This window comes from Nocardia sp. CDC153, from assembly GCF_035818515.1.
In the GTDB taxonomy this organism is placed as follows: Bacteria; Actinomycetota; Actinomycetes; order Mycobacteriales; family Mycobacteriaceae; genus Nocardia.
The window spans coordinates 497,955-514,989 of the sequence record NZ_JAYKYU010000006.1 but is presented as its reverse complement, the minus strand read 5'-3'; the positions used below and the strand labels follow the sequence as shown (position 1 = coordinate 514,989).

The window sequence follows — 17,035 nt, the reverse complement described above, 5'->3', positions numbered from 1 at the left end:
TACCTTGTCAGTTTCGTTTGACACGGACCGTCTGTCAAACGAAACTGACAGTGTGGAGATGGACGAACTCACGAATCGACTGAGCTCGACCGACCCGGCGATCAGCCTGCGCGCAGTCGGCGCACTGCATCGATTGGCCGAACGGGTCGAGGCCTGCGCCGTCGCGCAGGCGCGCGACCAGGGCTGGACATGGGAACAGATCGGCGCCGCACTCGGAGTGACCCGCCAATCGGCACACACCAAGCACGGGAAATGAGAAACGCATGTGGGATCAAATGGCCAAATCCACCCCCTTGGGCGCGGTGCTCGACGCCGCCCTGCACGAGGCGGCACAGCAGGGCTCGACACGGGTAAGTACCGACCACCTATTACTGGGGCTGCTCAGCGCTCCCGACTCTATCCCCGCCCGCGCGCTGGCGGTGACCAGCGAGCAAGGCCGAACAGCACTCGACACCCTCGACCGCACCGCCCTGGCCACCCTCGGCCTCGAACTCGACCGCCACGGAATCCAAGCACCCAGCCTTGGTTCGCGCCGAATACCCTTGAGCCGCAACATCCTTACCCCGAACGCATGGACCGCGATCCGTCGAGCCATCGACGCCACCGGAGTCAAGACCAGACATCAAGCACCAAACCACCTACTGCGCGCACTACTGTCACTGCAACCGCCGGACCCGGCAAACCAACTACTGACCCAACTCGGCATCGACCAAACCGCAACACTGAATCGGCTCACCAACCTCGAAAAGCACTGCCCAACCGGATAACTGCCTGCAGATGATGATTCGTACAGTCGCATGCCGCCGATCTCTCGGTTCGGTACGGCCGCAGATCCGGCCAGCTAACACACCGATCTGCCGATGAGCATGTCCCCACCGCGTTAGTGACGGTTTCCTTGTCGCTCATGGCCGCTATGGTTGGCCGATGTCGACACTGCTGGCGGCAATCCGGGACCAGGTACAAGTCGCTGAATTCTTACGGTAGCCCGGCGATTTCGCTCTCGATCGGACCGATCATGTTGAGGAAGCACATCTCGCCTCCGAGGTGCGCCTTACGAGCCGCTATTCGACACCTGAAGCAGTGGCGTTTCCCGGCCAGGGACGGTCGCGAAAGATCAACGGGCCGAGATCATCTCGCATCTTGATCGACGGCCCAGACGCGGTGGTACTGGGAGAAATTCGCCAAACCGCCCGCAGCACCGAACGGGCCTACCGTTCCCGCTTCGCACTCCACCTCACTATCGAAGACGGTCTCATCACCCGGCACCATGTCTACGAAGACAGCCTCGCGGTGTCACAGGCATTCGACCACCATCCGGTCGAGCACTCCCACGACCAAGCCGACGCCCGATAGTGCCGAGTTCGGTGCGATGGGCCTATTCGTGCACAAATCGCTGCCGGAGGGCGGTTTTCTGCCAATTCCGCTTCCTTAGTGCACGTTTAGGCCCATGATCAACTCGCGCAGCCCATGTGACAACGCGCGCTCACACCGCGCTGGCGTCGTCGGACACTGTCGACTCACCGGAAGCTCAGCGCTGAGAGGATCTCGGCATTGGCAGGTACGACGCCGGTTCGCACAGGAATCGTCCTACAGGGTTTCTGCGCTGTAGGGCAGTCCCGTACCGACCGCCCAGTTCTCGGCGATTCGGCCGTTGTCGATACGGAAGATCTCGATCAGCATCGGACGCGGTGCGCTGTCTGGGACCGGGATGCCTTCAACCGTCGAGCGAACTGCGACCCGGTCCCGGTCGACCAGAACATCTTCGGCGACGACACGGATGTTCGGGAAATGGCTGACAAGACTGCGCCAGACGTTCTTGCCGGCCTCGAATCCTGTGGTGCCGAGCGTGTGACTGAAAAAGTCGGGGGTGTGTAGATCGTCGGCCTTGTCGAACTGCCGTGTGTTGAAGCACTCCTGCAACCGCCGCACAACGGCTCCGGGCTCGGGCATGGTCATGAGAAGTCCTATGAGGGAATCGGAATCCAGGTACCGGCTTGCCATAAACGGTGCGGCGCCCCGGTTATGGAAGCCAGCATACGGGGCGTCGCCCCGGTTAAGCTAGACGTGCGATGAACAAGCAACAGCCCCAGCACATTCCGATCGATTCCACGAATCCGCGCAGCATCCCCCGAGGGTTGCGCGCTGACGCACGCCGCAACCGCCAGGCCGTCCTGCATGCCGCGCAGCAGCTGTTCGCCCGGGAAGGGCTCGGTGTTCCGCTCGACGAGATCGCGCGACAGGCCGGTGTCGGCCCGGGGACAGTTCATCGGCACTTTCCCACCAAAGAGGCGCTCTACCTTGCGGTCTCGATCGATCAACTCGAAACGCTGGTGGCAGAGGCCGCGGCACTGGCCGATGGCGACGACCCCGCTGCGGTATTCACGCTGCTGGCACGAATGATGGCCAACGGTGCCGAGAACAGCGCCGTCAAAAGCGCGCTCGCCGCCGCGGAGTTCGACCTACGTATCGTGGCACCCGAGGTCGCCACGGCACTGACCGGTCATGTCTCCGACCTGCTCGACCGAGCACGCACCGCTGCTCTTGTCCGCGATGACATCACCGTCGAGGAGGTCATGGCACTCGTCGCGGGCGCGTTCACCGCTATCCACCACGCCAACGCGCAAACCAATCCCGACCACGCGGCACACATCGCGGGCATCATCCTCGACGGGCTACGCCCCGCCGCCAGGCGATGATCGACGCCTGTATCCAATCCAGGAATCACCGCGCGGCACAGCCCAACTATGGTCCACGCCAAACGAGCTGCAATGCCGCCGATCGCTCGGTTCGGGACTATCGCGGCGTCCGCCCGCGAACGTCGTGTACTGCCGAACTTCGGACACTGAACCAATCTCGCAACCTGCACCACCGCACAGCGCCAGTGCGCTAATTCCGCTGCAACAGTGTGCGGTTAGGCCGAAAGATCTTGTTCGCTTGCCTCAACCCACCAACGGCGCGACAACCGATCATCGAGTGGCACACCCTGGAGGGAGTTTCGGACAAATCCCCTCCAGGGTGTGCCACTCAGCGACGTGCAGTGCCCGAGCAGGTGCCGTCAGCCGCGGGAAACCGGGATTGCCGGGAGGCGCGCTGAGCGAACCGGGCAGCACGCCGTGTTGGAAGATCAATCGGCTGTGGGGTTTTGGGCTAGACGGTCGGGGGCTTGTGTATCTGGTGCGTTTGGGCTGTCGAGGCCGGGACGGCCATCGACGCAAAGGAGAACTTTGTCGGTTGGGGGGACGGATTGGCACGAAACGACACTGTTGCGGGGTGGGTGGGCGTGGGACAGTGGTCCGCACGAAACTGCGGAATGGTGGGGTGACGGGCGATGATGGGCGTGTGGTGGGTGGTGTTGCCCTATGCGGCTGTGGCTTCGTGTGTGGTGGGGCATGTGTGGCGGTATCGGCGGGATGGGTTTCGGGGCTTTCTTTATGGGACGCATGTTGATGGGGCGCAGCGGGTCGGGGTCGGGGCGTTTCGGGTTGGGCTGCCGGTGGTTTGTGCGGTTCGGATCGCCGAAGCGTTTGCGTCCGGGCCGCATTCGCGGCCGGATGCGGGGGTTCGGGTGGTGCTCATTGTCGGGCAGCTCGTCGGTGTGCCGCTCACCGTCGCGGGTGCGGTGTTGATTCTGGTTCCGTCCCTTATCGCCGCCGACACCCGCGGGCGCGTGAGTCCGCTGGACCGCATGACGCTGCCGCTGCTGGCCGCGGCGCTCATGTCGGCCATCCTGGTCACCTTCGATGCCAATTCCACCGACAACGGATATCGCACCGCTGAAACACTTTTCGTCTGGGCGCGGTCGCTGATGGTCGTGCATCCCGACCCGGCTGTCATGGCCCACGCCCCGGCCCTGTATCAATGCCGCGCCCTGATCGTCATGCTGATCATCGCCATCTGGCCCTACACCCGACTGGCGGGCATCCTGTTCGTCCCCATCCTGCGCACGCTGCGTCACCCGTGGCCGAGTGGCACAGTCCAGAATGCGAGTTCGTGACGCATGCCGGTCAGGAACAGCTCCTCGGCGTTGTCGCCGCCCGCTTCGTCGAGCATCTGGGCGCAGCGGGCGGTGAGCGCCGCGAAGCCGGGGTCGGCGTAGGTGTCGATCCAGCGCCGGTAGCGCGGGTCGGCGGGTGGGGTCTGGGCGAGGATCGTGCCGAGGGTGGAATAGCCCCACATGCAGGGGTAGAGGGCGGCCAGGCCGTCGGCGTAGTTCGCGGCCGAATCCAGCAGGAACGCAGTGTATCTCGCGCACGGCTCACCCTTGACCGCGCCGTCGAGATCAGCGCCGAACTCCGCGGCCAGACCGCGGTGCAGCGAGATCTCGTCGTGGAACGTGGCATGCGCGAGGTCGACCAGATCGCCGAGATGAGCGGCGGGCGCCTGCCAGGCGAGACGCGAGAAGACGCGCACATAGTCGAGCAGGAACAGATAATCCTGTTCCAGCCAGGAGCGGAACACCGGTTCGGCGAGGTCCCCTTTCGCGATCCCCGCCACGGTCGGGTGCGCCAGCTGCTCCTCGACCAGCGGGCGGCCGAGCTGCTCCAGATGTGCTGCGAGACTCATACGAGCAGTCTGTCCTACTCTCTCCCGCTCGCGATATTCGCGCACGATAGAGTCGGCGCGACACGGTTTGCTGGTCACCCACCCACGGCCGATGGGAGCCACCGTTATGCACGATGACCGGCGGTTGATCGAGGACAGGCTCGGGCGCGTGCTCGGGCGGATACGCCCGGCGATCTATCCCGAATCGGTGCCGTTGCGGGCGTCGATGTGGGTCGCCCCGGGTGAACCCGTCTCGGTCGCCGAGGGTTTGGCGGCCGCGCGCACGCCGGTGGAGCCGGGGGCGCGGTGGGGTGCGCCGTGGGGCACGAGCTGGTTGACGGTCGAGGGGACGGTGCCCGACGAGTGGGCGGGAAAGACCGTCGAGGCGATCATCGATCTCGGGTTCGACGCCGGGATGACCGGATTTCAGTGTGAGGGCCTCGTCTATCGGCCGGACGGCTCGCCGGTGAAGGGGCTGCATCCGCAGAACCGGTGGGTGCGAGTGGCCGCACCGGCGGTCGGGGGCGAGCAGGTGCTGTGGCATGTCGAGGCGGCGTCCAACCCGGTGATCCCGTTCTTCGGGCCGACCGAGCTCGGCGACAAGGAGACCGCGGGTAACGAGCCCCAATACCGGTTGGGCCGAATGGATCTCGTGGTCTTCGACGAGCAGGTCTGGGAGCTGGTGCTGGACCTCGAGGTGCTCGGGGAACTCATGCACGAGATGCCCGAGGACCCGGCGCGCCGCTATGACATCGTGCGAGCCATCGAACGGGCCCTCGACGCCATCGACCTGCAGAATGTGAACACGACCGCCGCGGCGGCCCGGGCCTGTCTGGTCGACGTGCTGGCGCAACCGGCCATCCCGTCCGCGCACCGCATTTCCGCGGTCGGGCACGCCCACATCGATACCGCGTGGCTGTGGCCGCTGCGCGAGACCGTGCGCAAGGTGGCACGGACCGCGGCGAATATGACCGCGCTGCTCGAGGACGAGCCCGACTTCATCTACACGATGTCCCAAGCGGCGCAATACGATTTCCTCAAACAGCATCGGCCCGAGGTGTACGCGCGCGTCAAGGCGGCGGTCGCCGAGGGACGGTTCGTGCCCGCCGGTGGCATGTGGGTCGAAGCCGATACGAACATGCCCGGCTCCGAGGCCATGGCGCGACAGTTCGTGCACGGCAAGCGGTTCTTTCTCGAGGAATTCGGGATCGAGAACGAAGAAGCCTGGCTGCCCGACACCTTCGGCTTCGCGGCCGGACTGCCGCAGATCATCAAGGCCGCCGGGTCGAAATGGCTTTTGACGCAGAAGATCTCGTGGAGCCAGACGAATACGTTCCCGCACCACACGTTCCTGTGGGAGGGAATCGACGGGACACGAATCTTCACGCACTTCCCACCCGTCGACACCTACAACTGCTCCATGCAGGGCCGCGAGATCGCCTATGCGGCACGGAATTTCAAGGAGAAGGGGCGGGCCACCAGGTCACTCGCGCCGACCGGATGGGGTGACGGCGGCGGCGGAACGACACGCGAAATGGTGGCCAAGGCCGCCCGCATGCGGAACCTCGAGGGATCACCGACGGTGGTGTGGGACAAGCCCGCCGACTTCTTCACCGCCGCCGAGGCCGAGTACGCGAATCCAGCGGTGTGGGTGGGTGAGCTCTATCTGGAGCTGCATCGGGCAACCTTGACCAGCCAGGCCAAAACCAAGCAGGGCAACCGGCGCAGTGAGCATCTGCTGCGCGAGGCCGAACTGTGGGCGGCCACGGCGACGGTCCGCAAGGGCGCGGCCTACCCCGCCGAGGACCTGGACCGACTCTGGAAAACGGTGCTGCTGCATCAGTTTCACGACATCCTGCCCGGATCCTCGATCGCCTGGGTGCACCGGGAGGCGCAGCAGACCTACGCCGAGGTCGCCGCTGAACTGTCGACGATCATCGAGCAGGCCCAGTGGGTGCTCGGCGGCGAGCAGTCCGGGCCGAACGTCTTCAACCCGGCCCCGCACTCCTGGCGCGGTATCCCCGCAGGCGCGGCGGCACCGGAAGATCCGGGCCCGGCCTGCACGGTGCGCGAGCGCACCGGGGGCGGGTTCGTGCTGGAGAACGGCCTGGTGCGAGTCGAGGTGGACGCCCGCGGCTTGATCGTCTCCCTGTACGACATCGAACACGACCGCGAGACACTGCCGCCGGGTGCGGCCGCGAATCTGCTTCAGCTGCACCAGGATTACCCCAATTCCTGGGACGCCTGGGATGTCGACCGGTTCTACCGCGACACCGTCACCGACCTGACCACCATCGACTCCCTGGCCGCCGAGACCGACTCCCCCGCCGCCTCGGTCCGCCTCGGCCGATCCTTCGGCTCCTCGGAGGTGGAGCAAACCCTCACCCTGCGCCCCGGCACCCGCGCCCTCGAGATCGCGACCACCGTCGACTGGCACGAGACCGAGAAATTCCTCAAACTCACCTTCCCCCTGGACATTCACGCCGACCGCTACGCCGCCGAAACCCAGTTCGGCCACCTCTACCGCCCGACCCACACCAACACCAGCTGGGAGTGGGCCAAGTTCGAGGCCTGCAACCATCGTTTTCTGCATGTGGGCGAACCGAATTGGGGCGTGGCCATCCTCAACGACGCCACCTACGGCCACGATCTCACCCGCACCGTCCGCCCCGACGGCGGCACCACCATCACCGTGCGCGCCTCCCTGCTGCGCGCACCCCGCTTCCCCGACCCCCGAACCGACCAGGGCACCCACCACTTCCGCCACGCCATCCACCCGGGCGCGACCCTCACCGACGCCGTCCGTGAGGGCTACCGCGTCAACCTGCCGCCCTTCACCCCCGGCGTCGCCAACCCCGTCACCCCGCTGTTCGTCGTCGACAACGACGACATCGTCACCAGCGCAGTCAAACTCGCCGACGACGGCTCCGGCGACGTCATCATCCGCCTCTACGAAGCCACCGGCACCCGCGCCACGACCCTGCTCACCCCCGAGTTCCCCACCACCGGCCACCGCCGCTGCGACCTCCTCGAAAGGCCACTCCCAGACGATGATTCGGTGATCCCCCAGGGCCGCGCCGTCCGCCTGCACCTGCGCCCCTTCCAGCTCATCACCCTCCGCTTCACCCACGATTCGCGGCCCTAGGCCTCCACACCGAGCACGGTAGCCGCGAGTCCGGTGACCACCGGGACGGCATCGAACAGATCGCCGTCCGGCCCGACCATGGTGTCGAAGGTCTCGAAACTGGTGAGCGCCAAGAGAATAGGCACCCGCTGCGCGGCGTCCACCTCCGAGTCGTTCCCGGCGAAGGGCGCTGACAGCACCGTCAAACCCTCGCGGCGGCGCTCGTCGCGGGCACTGATGACCGCGCGCACGTCCGAGTCCAGCGCGGCCAGGGCCCGCAGTCGCCGCATGGCGGGCCGGTCGGCCTGCCAGAAGCGCGCGAAGCAGGCGATGAATTCCGCCAGCGCGGCCAGCGGTTCCGGGTTGGTGAAGGCCTTGACCAACTCCGACAGCCCACCGGCGACACCCAGATCGTCGCACACCGCCTCCAGCAGACCGGTTTTCGACCCGAACTGGTAGTAGACCGTCGCCCGGGCCACATTGGCCCGCTTGGCCACCGCGTCCAGCGTGAACCCGTTGTAGCCGTCGGCCTCACCGAGCAGTGCCCGCGCGGCATCGAGCACCTGCCTACGACTCTGTTCGATCTGGGCGGTGCGCTTTCCCAGGTTGTACTGACGTGGACTCATGGCCTTGACAGTACCGCGTCAACCTGATTCATTCATACAGACAGTCTAACTAAATTTGGTGGTGGATGAACATGAACAACCACAGGCCGACCACGACAATCGATTTCTTCGGGATGTATCTGGCGCACGACGCCTGCATGCGCGATCTGATCCGACTCACGGCCGCCGTCGCCGAGAACCGCCTCACCGAACCGTCGGTGCGCACCGGATGGGAAACCTTCCGACGCCAACTCGACCGACACCACAGCACCGAGGACGCCGCACTGTGGCCGCTGGTCCGCGCCGCGATCACCGATCCGGCGGACCTGACGATCCTCGACGAGATGGAGGCCGAGCACGGGGACATCGAAAAACTGCTGGCCGCAGTCGAATCCGGGATCGCCGCGCCCGGATCCGATCGAGGCCTGGCGGCCGATGTGGATGCCCTGGCCGCGGCACTGGACACCCACTTCACGCACGAGGAACAATCCGCCCTACCGCTCATCGACCGCACCGTGGGCGCATCGGGATGGGCCGCGTTCGGCACGGAAATGCGCAAACGCAATGGACTTCGCGCCGTCACCGAATACCTACCGTGGGCACTCGACGACGCACCCGCCGAGGCGCAGGCCAAGATGCTCGACTTCCTCCCGACACCGATTCGACTTCTCTACCGCTACGTCCTCGAGCCCCGCTACGCGCGCTCTCGCCGGGGCTGGCGGTAATCGACCGAGCACGGAACCACGCACATGACGCAAGCTCCAACCACTTCGGCCGCCTTCGACCCGGCCCTGCGCAAGCTCGTGATCGTGGTGGTGCTCGGCGCGATCATGACGATCCTGGACACCACGATCACCAGCGTCGCCGTGAACACCCTTGGCACTCGGTTCGATACGCCGCTCACGACGATCCAGTGGGTATTGACCGGGTACACCCTGGCACTGTCGGCCAGCATCCCCCTGACCGGCTGGGCGATCGAGCGATTCGGGCCGAAGACCATGTGGATCGCCTCGCTGCTGCTGTTCATCACCGGCTCGGTGCTGTGCGGAATCGCCTGGGACATCACCGCTCTCGTGGTGTTCCGGGTCCTGCAGGGCTTCGGCGCGGGCATGATTCTGCCGATCGGGCAGACCATGCTGGCCCGCGCCGCCGGACCCGCGCGCATGGGGCGGGTGATGAGCGCGGTCGCGGTGCCCGCCATGCTCGCCCCGGTGCTCGGCCCGGCGGTCGGCGGGCTGATCCTGAGTCACCTGTCGTGGCGGTGGATGTTCTTCATCAATGTCCCGCTGTGCGCGATGGCGGTGCTCGCCGCGCTTCGGCTGCTGCCGGGCGATCCGGTCCGAGACCACCGCGCCCGGCTCGATCTCCTCGGATTGATGCTGCTCTCACCCGGTTTGGGCGCACTGGTGTACGGCACCTCGCAGGTGGGCGGCGGGATGCGCGTGACGGACTTCCGGGTCCTCGCCGGCATGCTGACCGGGCTCGTCCTCGTCGGCTGCTACATCGTGCACGCGCGCCGCAGGGGTGAGTCGGCGCTGGTCGACGTCCGATTGCTGCGAGACCGGAACTTCGCCGCGGTCAACGCGATGATGTTCGTCTATATCGGCGTCCTGTCCGGCCTGACGGCCTTGCTGCCCTTGAATTTCCAGACTGTCGACCACGCCAGCGCCTTGCGGTCCGGCGCGATGGTCGCACCGCTCGGGCTGGGCGCGATCGCGACCACCGTGCTCACCGGCAAACTCAGCGACAAGCTCTCCCCGCGGCTGCCGATCCTCACCGGCCTCCCCGTCGCGCTCGCGGCCATCCTCGCCCTGACCCGGATCGGACCGCACACCGGCGACATCGCAATCATGGCAATACTGTTCGTCCTCGGCCTCGGACACGGCATGATCATGCCCGCGGCCATGGGCGTCAGCTACCGCACCCTGCGCCACGCCGAAATCGCCTCCGCCACAACCGCTACCAATGTGGGCCTGCGTGCGGGCAGCTCCTTCGGCGTCGCGGCCCTGCTGGTCCTGCTCCAACGCGCGTTCGACCACACCGACGCGACCCACGCCTTCACCCACACCTACTGGTGGGCGCTCGCGATCGGCGCGGTCGCGGTCATCCCCGCGCTGCTGCTTCCTCGAACCGTCTCCCACCCCTGATGTCCGATTTTGACCTAGGCTGGTGAGCGAATTGCTCGCAATACGGGTTCGAGGAGGGTGTCGTGATCGGTGCGGTGGTGATGGACCTGGACGGGACCTTGATCGATTCGACCCGGTTGCGGCCGGTCGCGGGTGCGGAGGCGCTGGTGCGCGTCATTGCCGACTACGTGCCCGTGGTGGTCGCCACCACCGCACCGGCCAGGTATGCGGCGATGCTCACCGATCTATTGCCCGAGCTGTTCGATCCGGTCTCCAGCATTGTCGTCGGCGATCCCGCCGATACACCCGCCAACCTGTTGGAGACCGTGCTCGAATCGCTGGGTATGGCACCGCGCAATGTGGTGGCGCTGCTCAATTCCGCCCCGGCGTTGACGAGCGCCCGCGCCCTCGGCATGCGGCCCATGGCCCTGCCGGACCCGCATCGACCGCTGGCGCGGCAGGCGGACATCCCGTTCGCTCCGACCCCGCACCACGCGGCCGTGGAGCTGCTGCGCATGTTCCGCACCGAGGGCGCGATCCCGGTGCGCTGGAAGCTCATTCGGGAACTGCTGCCGGTCTAGGCGGCGGCTCGCGAATCTCAGCCCATCAGTTCGTATTTGCTGACCATCTCGGCGTCGAATTCGATGCCGAGACCGGGACGGGCGGGGATGTGGACCTGGTTGTCCGCGTACCGCAGGCGCGATTCCGGGGTCAGCAGCCGCTCGAAGTTGTAGATGCCCTTCTCGAGCGCGAAATACTCCACGACCAAGGCGTTGGGAATGGCACCGCACAGGTGGACGTGCAGGTTGTGATGCCAGTGCGGGGCCATGTGCAGGCCGAAACTGGCCGCGGTGTGGGCGATACGCAGCCATTCGGTGACACCGCCCGCCACACCCGCGTCGCATTGCAGCACCGGAATGCCCGCCTCGATGAGAGGCCGGAATTCCCAGCGGGTTTGGTGGATCTCCCCGGTGGCGACCGGGGTGCGGATGGTGCGGGAGAGTTCGGCGTGGCCCGCGATCGCCTCGGGTGAGAGGGGCTCCTCGAACCACCACAGCGGGCGGTCACCGGCGGCGCGTTCGAAAGCCTCGATGGCGGTGCGGGCTTCGGCGACGGAGCGGTAGGCGTTATTGGCGTCCAGGGAGAGTCGACCGCTCGCACCGATCGCCTCGATGGCGGCGGCGACCCGACGCGCGTCCTCGGCGATGGACAGCCCACCGACCTTGATCTTGTGGTCGGTGAAGCCTTGGGAGGCATTGAATTCGATCTCGCGGACCACCGCCTCGGTCCACGAGCCCTCGTCGGGGCGATAGTAGCCACCCGAGGCATAGGACGGCAGGGGCGCGGTGGCACCGCCAAGGAAGCTCACCAGCGGCAGACCCGCGCGTTTCGCGCGCAGATCCCACAGGGCGATATCGATGGCCGACAGGGCCCGAATCACGGTGCCGCGCCGACCTTCCAGCAGGGTCTCCTGATAGGCGCGCTCCCACCGGCCCGCGACATCGTTCTCGTCCGCGCCGAGATAGACCGGCGCGAGCAGATCGTCGACGGCCAGTTTGGCCAGCAAACCCGCGCCGGTTCCGGCATAGGTGTAGCCGACCCCGGTGTGGCCGTCGTCGCCGGCCACCTCGACCAGGAGATAGTGGCGAACATTCAACTCACGGTTGGACATTCGCGTCGGCTTGTCGACCGGGACGGCCACCGCGCGGGTGCGGATGCTGGTGATGGTCACGAGAGGCTCCTGGAGGTCGCGGCGCTGCGCACCGTCTGGACATTGGCGAATTCGGTGACCCCGTAGTGGCTGAGCTCGCGGCCGTAACCGCTGGCCTTCACCCCGCCCACGGGCAGCCGGGGATCGGATTCGGACATGCGGTTCACGAAGACCGAACCGGTGTGCAGGCGACGGGCCAGCCGGTCGATGGCGTCGCGATCCGAACCCCAGATGGAGCAGCTCAGGCCGTAGACCGAATCCTCGGCCGCGGCCAGCGCGGCCTCCTCGGACGACACCGCCAAGACCGCGCCCAGCGGGCCGAACGTCTCCTCGCGGAAGGCGGCCGCGTAGGTGTCACGCACCTGGACCAGGGTGGGCTGGAACCAGGCGCCGGGCCGGGGATCGGCCCTGCCGCCGAACAGGATTCGCGCCCCGGCGGCCACCGTGACCTCCAGTTGCCGCCGCAGTTCATCGCGCAGATCGACCCGCGCCATCGGCCCGACATCGGTGCCCGATTCGGTGGGCGCACCGTAGACCAGCTTGCCCAGTTCGGTGACCATGGCCTCGGTGAATTCCCCGAAGACCCCGCGCTGCACAATGATTCGCTTGGCCGCGATGCAACTCTGTCCGGTATTAAGGAAGCGCGAACGCACCGCGGCGGCCGCGGCGGCCGATACGTCGGCGTCGTCGAGCACGATGAAGGGGTCCGACCCGCCCAGCTCCAGCACCGACTTCTTCACCGCTCGACCGGCGGTCGCCGCCACCAGCGCGCCCACCCGATTGCTGCCCGTGAACGCCACCCCGGCGATCACCGGATGCTCGATGAGCGGCGCGACCCGATGCGGCGGCAGCACCACGTGGGTGAGCACCCCGTAGCCGAAGGTCTCGTCGAACAGCGACTGCAGCACCTTCGCGCATCCGGTGACATTGTCGGCGTGCTTGAGCACCACCGAGTTGCCGACCGCGATGGCGGGCAGCATGGCCCGAATCACCTGCCAGAACGGGTAATTCCACGGCATCACCGCCAGCAGCACACCCAGCGGGCGCAATCGGACCTCCGCGGTGTCGGGCGCGACATCCACCCGCTGCGGGGCGAGCAGCTCGGCCATATGGTCCGCGTAGTAGTCGCAGGCCAGCACGCACTTGTCGATCTCCGCCCAGGCCTGCGTGATCGGCTTGCCCATCTCGACGGTGATCAGCAGCGCGAGATCCTCACGGCGCGAACGCAACAGCTCCGCCAGCACGCGAAAGTCCCTGACCCGCTGGGAAATCGGCCGATCACCATTGATGCGCACCGCGTTCTGCGCCCGCCGCAGCCGCAGCTCGAGCTCCCGGTCGGAGGTGAAGCGGTAGGTGTCCAGGGTGCGTCCGGTGGTCGGATCGACGGTCCCGATCACAGCAGCACCTCCGCGGGTGTGGTGACACCGTCCGCGGCGGTGATGCCGTCCGCGGGCGCCGGGACGCGGGCGCGCAGCCAGTCCTGGAAGCGGCGGCCGATGACGACCGGATCCTCCAGCAGCTTGGGCACATCCGAGGCATTGCCCGCCTCGATGTGCACGTGCACCAGCACCGGACCGGGCAGCTCCAGCGCGAGCGCGAACGCCGCGATCAGCTCCTCGGGTTCGGACGCGCGGTGCACCGACCACCCGCACGCCTCGGCGAGCAGGCCGAGGTCGATGTCCTCGGCGTAGGTCGGCAGATTCGCGGTGGCCCCGTACACGGCATTGTCCAGCAGCACCATCACCACCTTGTCCGGGCGCAGAAACCCGCCCGTGGGCAGCACATTCGGGTTCATGAGCAACGACCCGTCACCCTCGATGACGACCACCTTCGACACCGGGGTCTCGGCGAGCCCCAGCGCGATCCCGGTCGCCACCGACCCGGCCAAGCCCATGGAGTCCAACAGATACAGATGGTTCGGCCGATCCGCCACGGCCGCCAGTTCCCGGCTCGAGGCCGCGCACGTCACCACCACCGGCAGCTCGGCGGTGTGCTCGGCCAGCACCCGGAGCGCGTCGATTCGCCGCATGCTCAGGCCGCCTTTCCGTCGGTGTTCCAGAAGTGGGCGAGCACGATGGCGGGCCGGAAGGTCATGCGCGCGTGCACGCCCGCCTCCGTGACGACCGCTTCCCAGTCGGAAGCCGCACTGCGCCGGTCGATTTCGAAGACCTGAAGACCCAGATCGCGCAGCAGCGCGGGCGCGTACTGGCTGAAGGTGTGGATCATCGAGTTGTACTCCCCCAGCCCGCCCCGGGTGTTCGCCACGATCAGCAGCGGCAGGTGGTAGGCGGTGTTGAAGGTGGTCAGAGCGGTCAGCGCATTGCCGAAACCGTTGTCCTGCATGACGATCGCGCCGAACTTTCCGGTCAACGGCAGTGCGCCCAGCACACCGGCCGCCTCCTCCTCCCGGGATAGCGGGAACACGGTGCGCGAGCGACCGTCCGCGCCACCGCTGGTGTCCACGAGCGCGGAGATGACGGGCGCGACACTGACCGAGGGAACGTATCCGACCAGATCGACCTGCGCCGCCCAGATCCCCCGCGCGACCGATGCCGCATACGAAGTGGGGTCCACAGCATGTCCTTTCACAGGGACCAACTGCCGAGTGGCAGTTCAAGAACTACACACAACATACTAATGATGGTGAGTAGCATGCAACTAGTTGATAGAAGTTAGCTGGCATGCCGCCAGCCAGGGATCAGTAGACGATCTGCTCGCCCTCGGGCACCGAGACCGACACCCAGCGCCGCCACTCGGCCACCAGGCCGCGATCGTTCTCGCTGGAGTGCGCGACCAGCAGATCCCCCGACCGCACCAGATGCTTGCGCATGGCCCGCTCGGCCGCGGCCCCGTCGCGCTTGCGCAACGCGTCGATGATGTCCCAGTGGTCGCGCAACGCGGTCTCGACCGGCTGATAGCGCGGAACCGAGTGCCGCCCATCGAGAGTCAGCGTCTGGCGCAGCTCGCGCACGGTCTTGGCGAGGCGTTGGTTGCCGCTGGCCGCGAGGATCAGATCGTGCAGCCGCTCATCGGCGGCGAAGTACTCCGCGCCGCCGTCGGCCAGCCGCTCCATGATCCGGTATTCGGTGAGCATGGCCTCGTCGTCGCGGGAGGTCATGACCGCCGCCGCACTGCGACACGCGGGCGGTTCCAACAGCACTCGCATGCTGCACAGATCCACGATGCCGCGCCCGTCCTGCCCGACCACCCGCGCGCCGCGATTGCGCTCGATGCGCACCAGACCCAGATCGGCCAGCTTCAGCAGCGCCTCGCGCACGGGAGTCCTTGACGCGCCGAACATTTCGCCGAGCTCGCGCGAGGAGTACAGCACGCCGCGCTCCAGCCGACCCTGCCGGATCGCGTCGCGAATCTCCTCGGCGATCACCTCGGCTTTGCTGTCTGCCGGCACATCCTGCGACACGAGACCTCTTCGGGAGCGAGCACTGACGGAACGCCCGCGGCGGTTTGCCACGGGCGATTGCCCAGCCTAATCGGTGCCCGTGCGAACGCCTACGCGCCCACGCCGGGCACGGGCTCGCGCCCGCTCACCGCGACCCGTCGCCCCCGGGCGCGGACCGCCAAACCGGCCAGGACCAGCAGCGCACCGACATTCGCGAAGATCATGACGCCGATCGACAGGCCGGTATTGCCGTGCGAGGCGTCCTGAATCCAGCCGAAGGCGTACGGGCTCACGAAGCCCGCGGCATTGCCCATCGAGTTGATCAGGGCGATGCCGCTGGCCGCGCCGACGCCCGCGAGATACGAGGTCGGCACCGCCCAGAACAGCGGCTTCGCGGTTTGCGCGGCCATGGTGGCCACGGTGATGGCCAGGAACGCGGTGGCGGGCAAGGACAGTTCGACCGCGGTGATGACGAAGGCGACCACCGAGACGGCCAGCGCGATCAGCACCGGCTTGGACGAGCGCTCGTCGCGCACGGCCCGTCCGGTCAGATACATGCAGATGGCCGCGAGCAGGAACGGCACCGCCGAGAGCCAACCGACCTGGAAGCTGCTCAGCCCATGACCGACCTTCTTGATCACCGAGGGCATCCAGTAGGTCAGCGGGTACGCACCGCACAGCAGCAGGAAGTAGGCCAGGCACAGCGCGATCACGCGCCGGTCCTTGAGCGCGGCCCAGTGCCCGGTCGGCGCGCTCACCGCGCGCTCGGCGTCCTCCTGCGCGAGAATCCCTGTCAGCCAGGCTCTTTCACTGTCGTTGAGCCAGCGTGCCCGCTCCGGCGAATCGGTGAGGGTCAGGAAGAACAGCACGCCCAGCACGATGGCGGGCACCCCGCCGACCACGAAGACCCAGCGCCAGCCCGACAGTCCGAGCATCCCGTCGAAGGCGTCCAGAATCCAGCCGTTGAGCGGTCCGCCGATCACGCTGGCCAGCGGAATCGCCACCATGACGGTCGAAATCACCTTGGTGCGTTGGGCATTCGGATACCAGCGGGTGAGGTAGACGATGATGCCCGGGAAGAATCCCGCCTCGGCGACGCCGAGCAGGAACCGCAGCACGCACACCGTGGTGAAGTTGGGTGCGAAGGCGGTGGCGGCGGCAATGATGCCCCAGGTCACCAGGATTCGGCTCAGCCAGACCCGCGCGCCGATCTTGGTCATGGCGATATTGCTGGGCACTTCGGCCAGGATGTAGCCGACGAAGAAGATGCCCGCGACGAAGCCGTACTGCGTGGCGCTCATGCCGAAGGCCTGGTCCATGCCGAATTTGGCGAAGCCGATATTGATCCGGTCCACGTAGCTGACGATGTACCCGACGACCAGTAGGGGTACGAGCCGCACGGTCACCTTGCGTAGGACGCTCGCGCCGAACGGCGAATCTTCGGGTCTGAGTACGACTTTGTCCATCATTCCTCCACATGGACCTCAAAGCAGGCGAACCACTCAGAGATGTGGCATGCCTTTCAGA

Annotated in this window: 17 protein-coding genes; 8 read left to right on the top strand and 9 right to left on the bottom strand. The window is 66.8% G+C overall.

Annotated features, from left to right (window positions below; genetic code table 11):
* Positions 1-58: 58 nt before the first annotated feature.
* Together VMT65_RS32750 and VMT65_RS32745 are read left to right on the top strand one after the other, a co-directional pair.
* Positions 59-256: a helix-turn-helix domain-containing protein gene (locus VMT65_RS32750; RefSeq protein WP_326312503.1), complete on the top strand. Its 198-nt coding sequence runs from the start codon at positions 59-61 to the stop codon at positions 254-256.
* 7 nt (positions 257-263) lie between these two features.
* Positions 264-767: a Clp protease N-terminal domain-containing protein gene (locus VMT65_RS32745; protein ID WP_326312501.1), complete on the top strand. Its 504-nt coding sequence runs from the start codon at positions 264-266 to the stop codon at positions 765-767.
* An 820-nt stretch (positions 768-1,587) separates the two neighbouring features.
* Here the strand turns inward: VMT65_RS32745 and VMT65_RS32740 are convergent.
* The gene (locus VMT65_RS32740) at positions 1,588-1,956 is read right to left on the bottom strand and encodes an ester cyclase (RefSeq protein ID WP_326312499.1); all 369 of its coding nucleotides are present in this window, start codon (positions 1,954-1,956) and stop codon (positions 1,588-1,590) included.
* Between the two features lie 113 nt (positions 1,957-2,069).
* Between VMT65_RS32740 and VMT65_RS32735 the strand changes: the two genes are divergently transcribed.
* Positions 2,070-2,696: a TetR/AcrR family transcriptional regulator gene (locus VMT65_RS32735; protein WP_326312497.1), complete on the top strand. Its 627-nt coding sequence runs from the start codon at positions 2,070-2,072 to the stop codon at positions 2,694-2,696.
* 632 nt (positions 2,697-3,328) lie between these two features.
* Positions 3,329-3,994: a respiratory nitrate reductase subunit gamma gene (locus tag VMT65_RS32730; RefSeq protein WP_326312495.1), complete on the top strand. Its 666-nt coding sequence runs from the start codon at positions 3,329-3,331 to the stop codon at positions 3,992-3,994.
* Here the strand turns inward: VMT65_RS32730 and VMT65_RS32725 are convergent.
* The gene (locus tag VMT65_RS32725) at positions 3,952-4,563 is read right to left on the bottom strand and encodes a TenA family protein (RefSeq protein ID WP_326312494.1); all 612 of its coding nucleotides are present in this window, start codon (positions 4,561-4,563) and stop codon (positions 3,952-3,954) included. The two genes, VMT65_RS32730 and VMT65_RS32725, sit on opposite strands and share 43 nt — an antisense overlap.
* A gap of 106 nt (positions 4,564-4,669) precedes the next feature.
* Here VMT65_RS32725 and VMT65_RS32720 point away from each other — a divergent pair, with 106 nt between their 5' ends.
* Positions 4,670-7,687: an alpha-mannosidase gene (locus tag VMT65_RS32720; protein ID WP_326312628.1), complete on the top strand. Its 3,018-nt coding sequence runs from the start codon at positions 4,670-4,672 to the stop codon at positions 7,685-7,687.
* Here VMT65_RS32720 and VMT65_RS32715 read toward each other — a convergent pair.
* Positions 7,684-8,292 (bottom strand): TetR/AcrR family transcriptional regulator, encoded by a 609-nt coding sequence (locus tag VMT65_RS32715; RefSeq protein WP_326312492.1) that lies wholly within the window; start codon positions 8,290-8,292, stop codon positions 7,684-7,686. The genes VMT65_RS32720 and VMT65_RS32715 overlap by 4 nt on opposite strands.
* A gap of 71 nt (positions 8,293-8,363) precedes the next feature.
* Between VMT65_RS32715 and VMT65_RS32710 the strand changes: the two genes are divergently transcribed.
* From VMT65_RS32710 to VMT65_RS32700, 3 genes are all read left to right on the top strand, one after another.
* Complete coding sequence (locus tag VMT65_RS32710; RefSeq protein ID WP_326312490.1) at positions 8,364-8,996, top strand: hemerythrin domain-containing protein; 633 nt, start codon at positions 8,364-8,366, stop codon at positions 8,994-8,996.
* A 24-nt stretch (positions 8,997-9,020) separates the two neighbouring features.
* Positions 9,021-10,418 carry an MDR family MFS transporter gene (locus tag VMT65_RS32705; protein WP_326312489.1) on the top strand — a complete coding sequence of 466 codons (1,398 nt, stop codon included), beginning with the start codon at positions 9,021-9,023 and terminating at the stop codon, positions 10,416-10,418.
* 62 nt (positions 10,419-10,480) lie between these two features.
* On the top strand, positions 10,481-10,978 hold the full coding sequence (locus VMT65_RS32700) for a hypothetical protein (protein ID WP_326312487.1): 498 nt from the start codon (positions 10,481-10,483) through the stop codon (positions 10,976-10,978).
* 17 nt (positions 10,979-10,995) lie between these two features.
* On the opposite strand, the gene VMT65_RS32695 is transcribed toward VMT65_RS32700, so the two are convergent.
* From VMT65_RS32695 to VMT65_RS32670, 6 genes are all read right to left on the bottom strand, one after another.
* The gene (locus tag VMT65_RS32695) at positions 10,996-12,129 is read right to left on the bottom strand and encodes a mandelate racemase/muconate lactonizing enzyme family protein (RefSeq protein ID WP_326312485.1); all 1,134 of its coding nucleotides are present in this window, start codon (positions 12,127-12,129) and stop codon (positions 10,996-10,998) included.
* Positions 12,126-13,505, bottom strand: coding sequence for an aldehyde dehydrogenase family protein (locus VMT65_RS32690; protein WP_326312484.1), 1,380 nt, complete (start codon positions 13,503-13,505; stop codon positions 12,126-12,128). The genes VMT65_RS32695 and VMT65_RS32690 overlap by 4 nt, the downstream gene beginning before the upstream one ends.
* On the bottom strand, positions 13,502-14,137 hold the full coding sequence (locus VMT65_RS32685) for a thiamine pyrophosphate-dependent enzyme (protein ID WP_326312482.1): 636 nt from the start codon (positions 14,135-14,137) through the stop codon (positions 13,502-13,504). The genes VMT65_RS32690 and VMT65_RS32685 overlap by 4 nt, the downstream gene beginning before the upstream one ends.
* A gap of 2 nt (positions 14,138-14,139) precedes the next feature.
* Positions 14,140-14,682 (bottom strand): thiamine pyrophosphate-binding protein, encoded by a 543-nt coding sequence (locus VMT65_RS32680; protein ID WP_326312480.1) that lies wholly within the window; start codon positions 14,680-14,682, stop codon positions 14,140-14,142.
* Between the two features lie 124 nt (positions 14,683-14,806).
* A complete protein-coding gene (locus tag VMT65_RS32675; RefSeq protein ID WP_326312479.1) occupies positions 14,807-15,529 on the bottom strand; it encodes a GntR family transcriptional regulator in 723 nt (240 codons plus the stop codon).
* An 89-nt stretch (positions 15,530-15,618) separates the two neighbouring features.
* Positions 15,619-16,974 (bottom strand): MFS transporter, encoded by a 1,356-nt coding sequence (locus VMT65_RS32670; protein WP_326312477.1) that lies wholly within the window; start codon positions 16,972-16,974, stop codon positions 15,619-15,621.
* Positions 16,975-17,035 lie beyond the last annotated feature (61 nt).

Excerpts from the sequence above, each read along its gene's own strand:
- VMT65_RS32710 (WP_326312490.1), top strand. The coding sequence starts at position 8,364 with ATGAACAACCACAGGCCGACCACGACAATCGATTTCTTCGGGATGTAT.
- VMT65_RS32670 (WP_326312477.1), bottom strand. The coding sequence starts at position 16,974 with ATGGACAAAGTCGTACTCAGACCCGAAGATTCGCCGTTCGGCGCGAGC.
- VMT65_RS32750 (WP_326312503.1), top strand. The coding sequence starts at position 59 with ATGGACGAACTCACGAATCGACTGAGCTCGACCGACCCGGCGATCAGC.
- VMT65_RS32705 (WP_326312489.1), top strand. The coding sequence starts at position 9,021 with ATGACGCAAGCTCCAACCACTTCGGCCGCCTTCGACCCGGCCCTGCGC.
- VMT65_RS32725 (WP_326312494.1), bottom strand. The coding sequence starts at position 4,563 with ATGAGTCTCGCAGCACATCTGGAGCAGCTCGGCCGCCCGCTGGTCGAG.
- VMT65_RS32735 (WP_326312497.1), top strand. The coding sequence starts at position 2,070 with ATGAACAAGCAACAGCCCCAGCACATTCCGATCGATTCCACGAATCCG.
- VMT65_RS32745 (WP_326312501.1), top strand. The coding sequence starts at position 264 with ATGTGGGATCAAATGGCCAAATCCACCCCCTTGGGCGCGGTGCTCGAC.
- VMT65_RS32685 (WP_326312482.1), bottom strand. The coding sequence starts at position 14,137 with ATGCGGCGAATCGACGCGCTCCGGGTGCTGGCCGAGCACACCGCCGAG.
- VMT65_RS32720 (WP_326312628.1), top strand. The coding sequence starts at position 4,670 with ATGCACGATGACCGGCGGTTGATCGAGGACAGGCTCGGGCGCGTGCTC.
- VMT65_RS32715 (WP_326312492.1), bottom strand. The coding sequence starts at position 8,292 with ATGAGTCCACGTCAGTACAACCTGGGAAAGCGCACCGCCCAGATCGAA.
- VMT65_RS32730 (WP_326312495.1), top strand. The coding sequence starts at position 3,329 with ATGATGGGCGTGTGGTGGGTGGTGTTGCCCTATGCGGCTGTGGCTTCG.
- VMT65_RS32740 (WP_326312499.1), bottom strand. The coding sequence starts at position 1,956 with ATGACCATGCCCGAGCCCGGAGCCGTTGTGCGGCGGTTGCAGGAGTGC.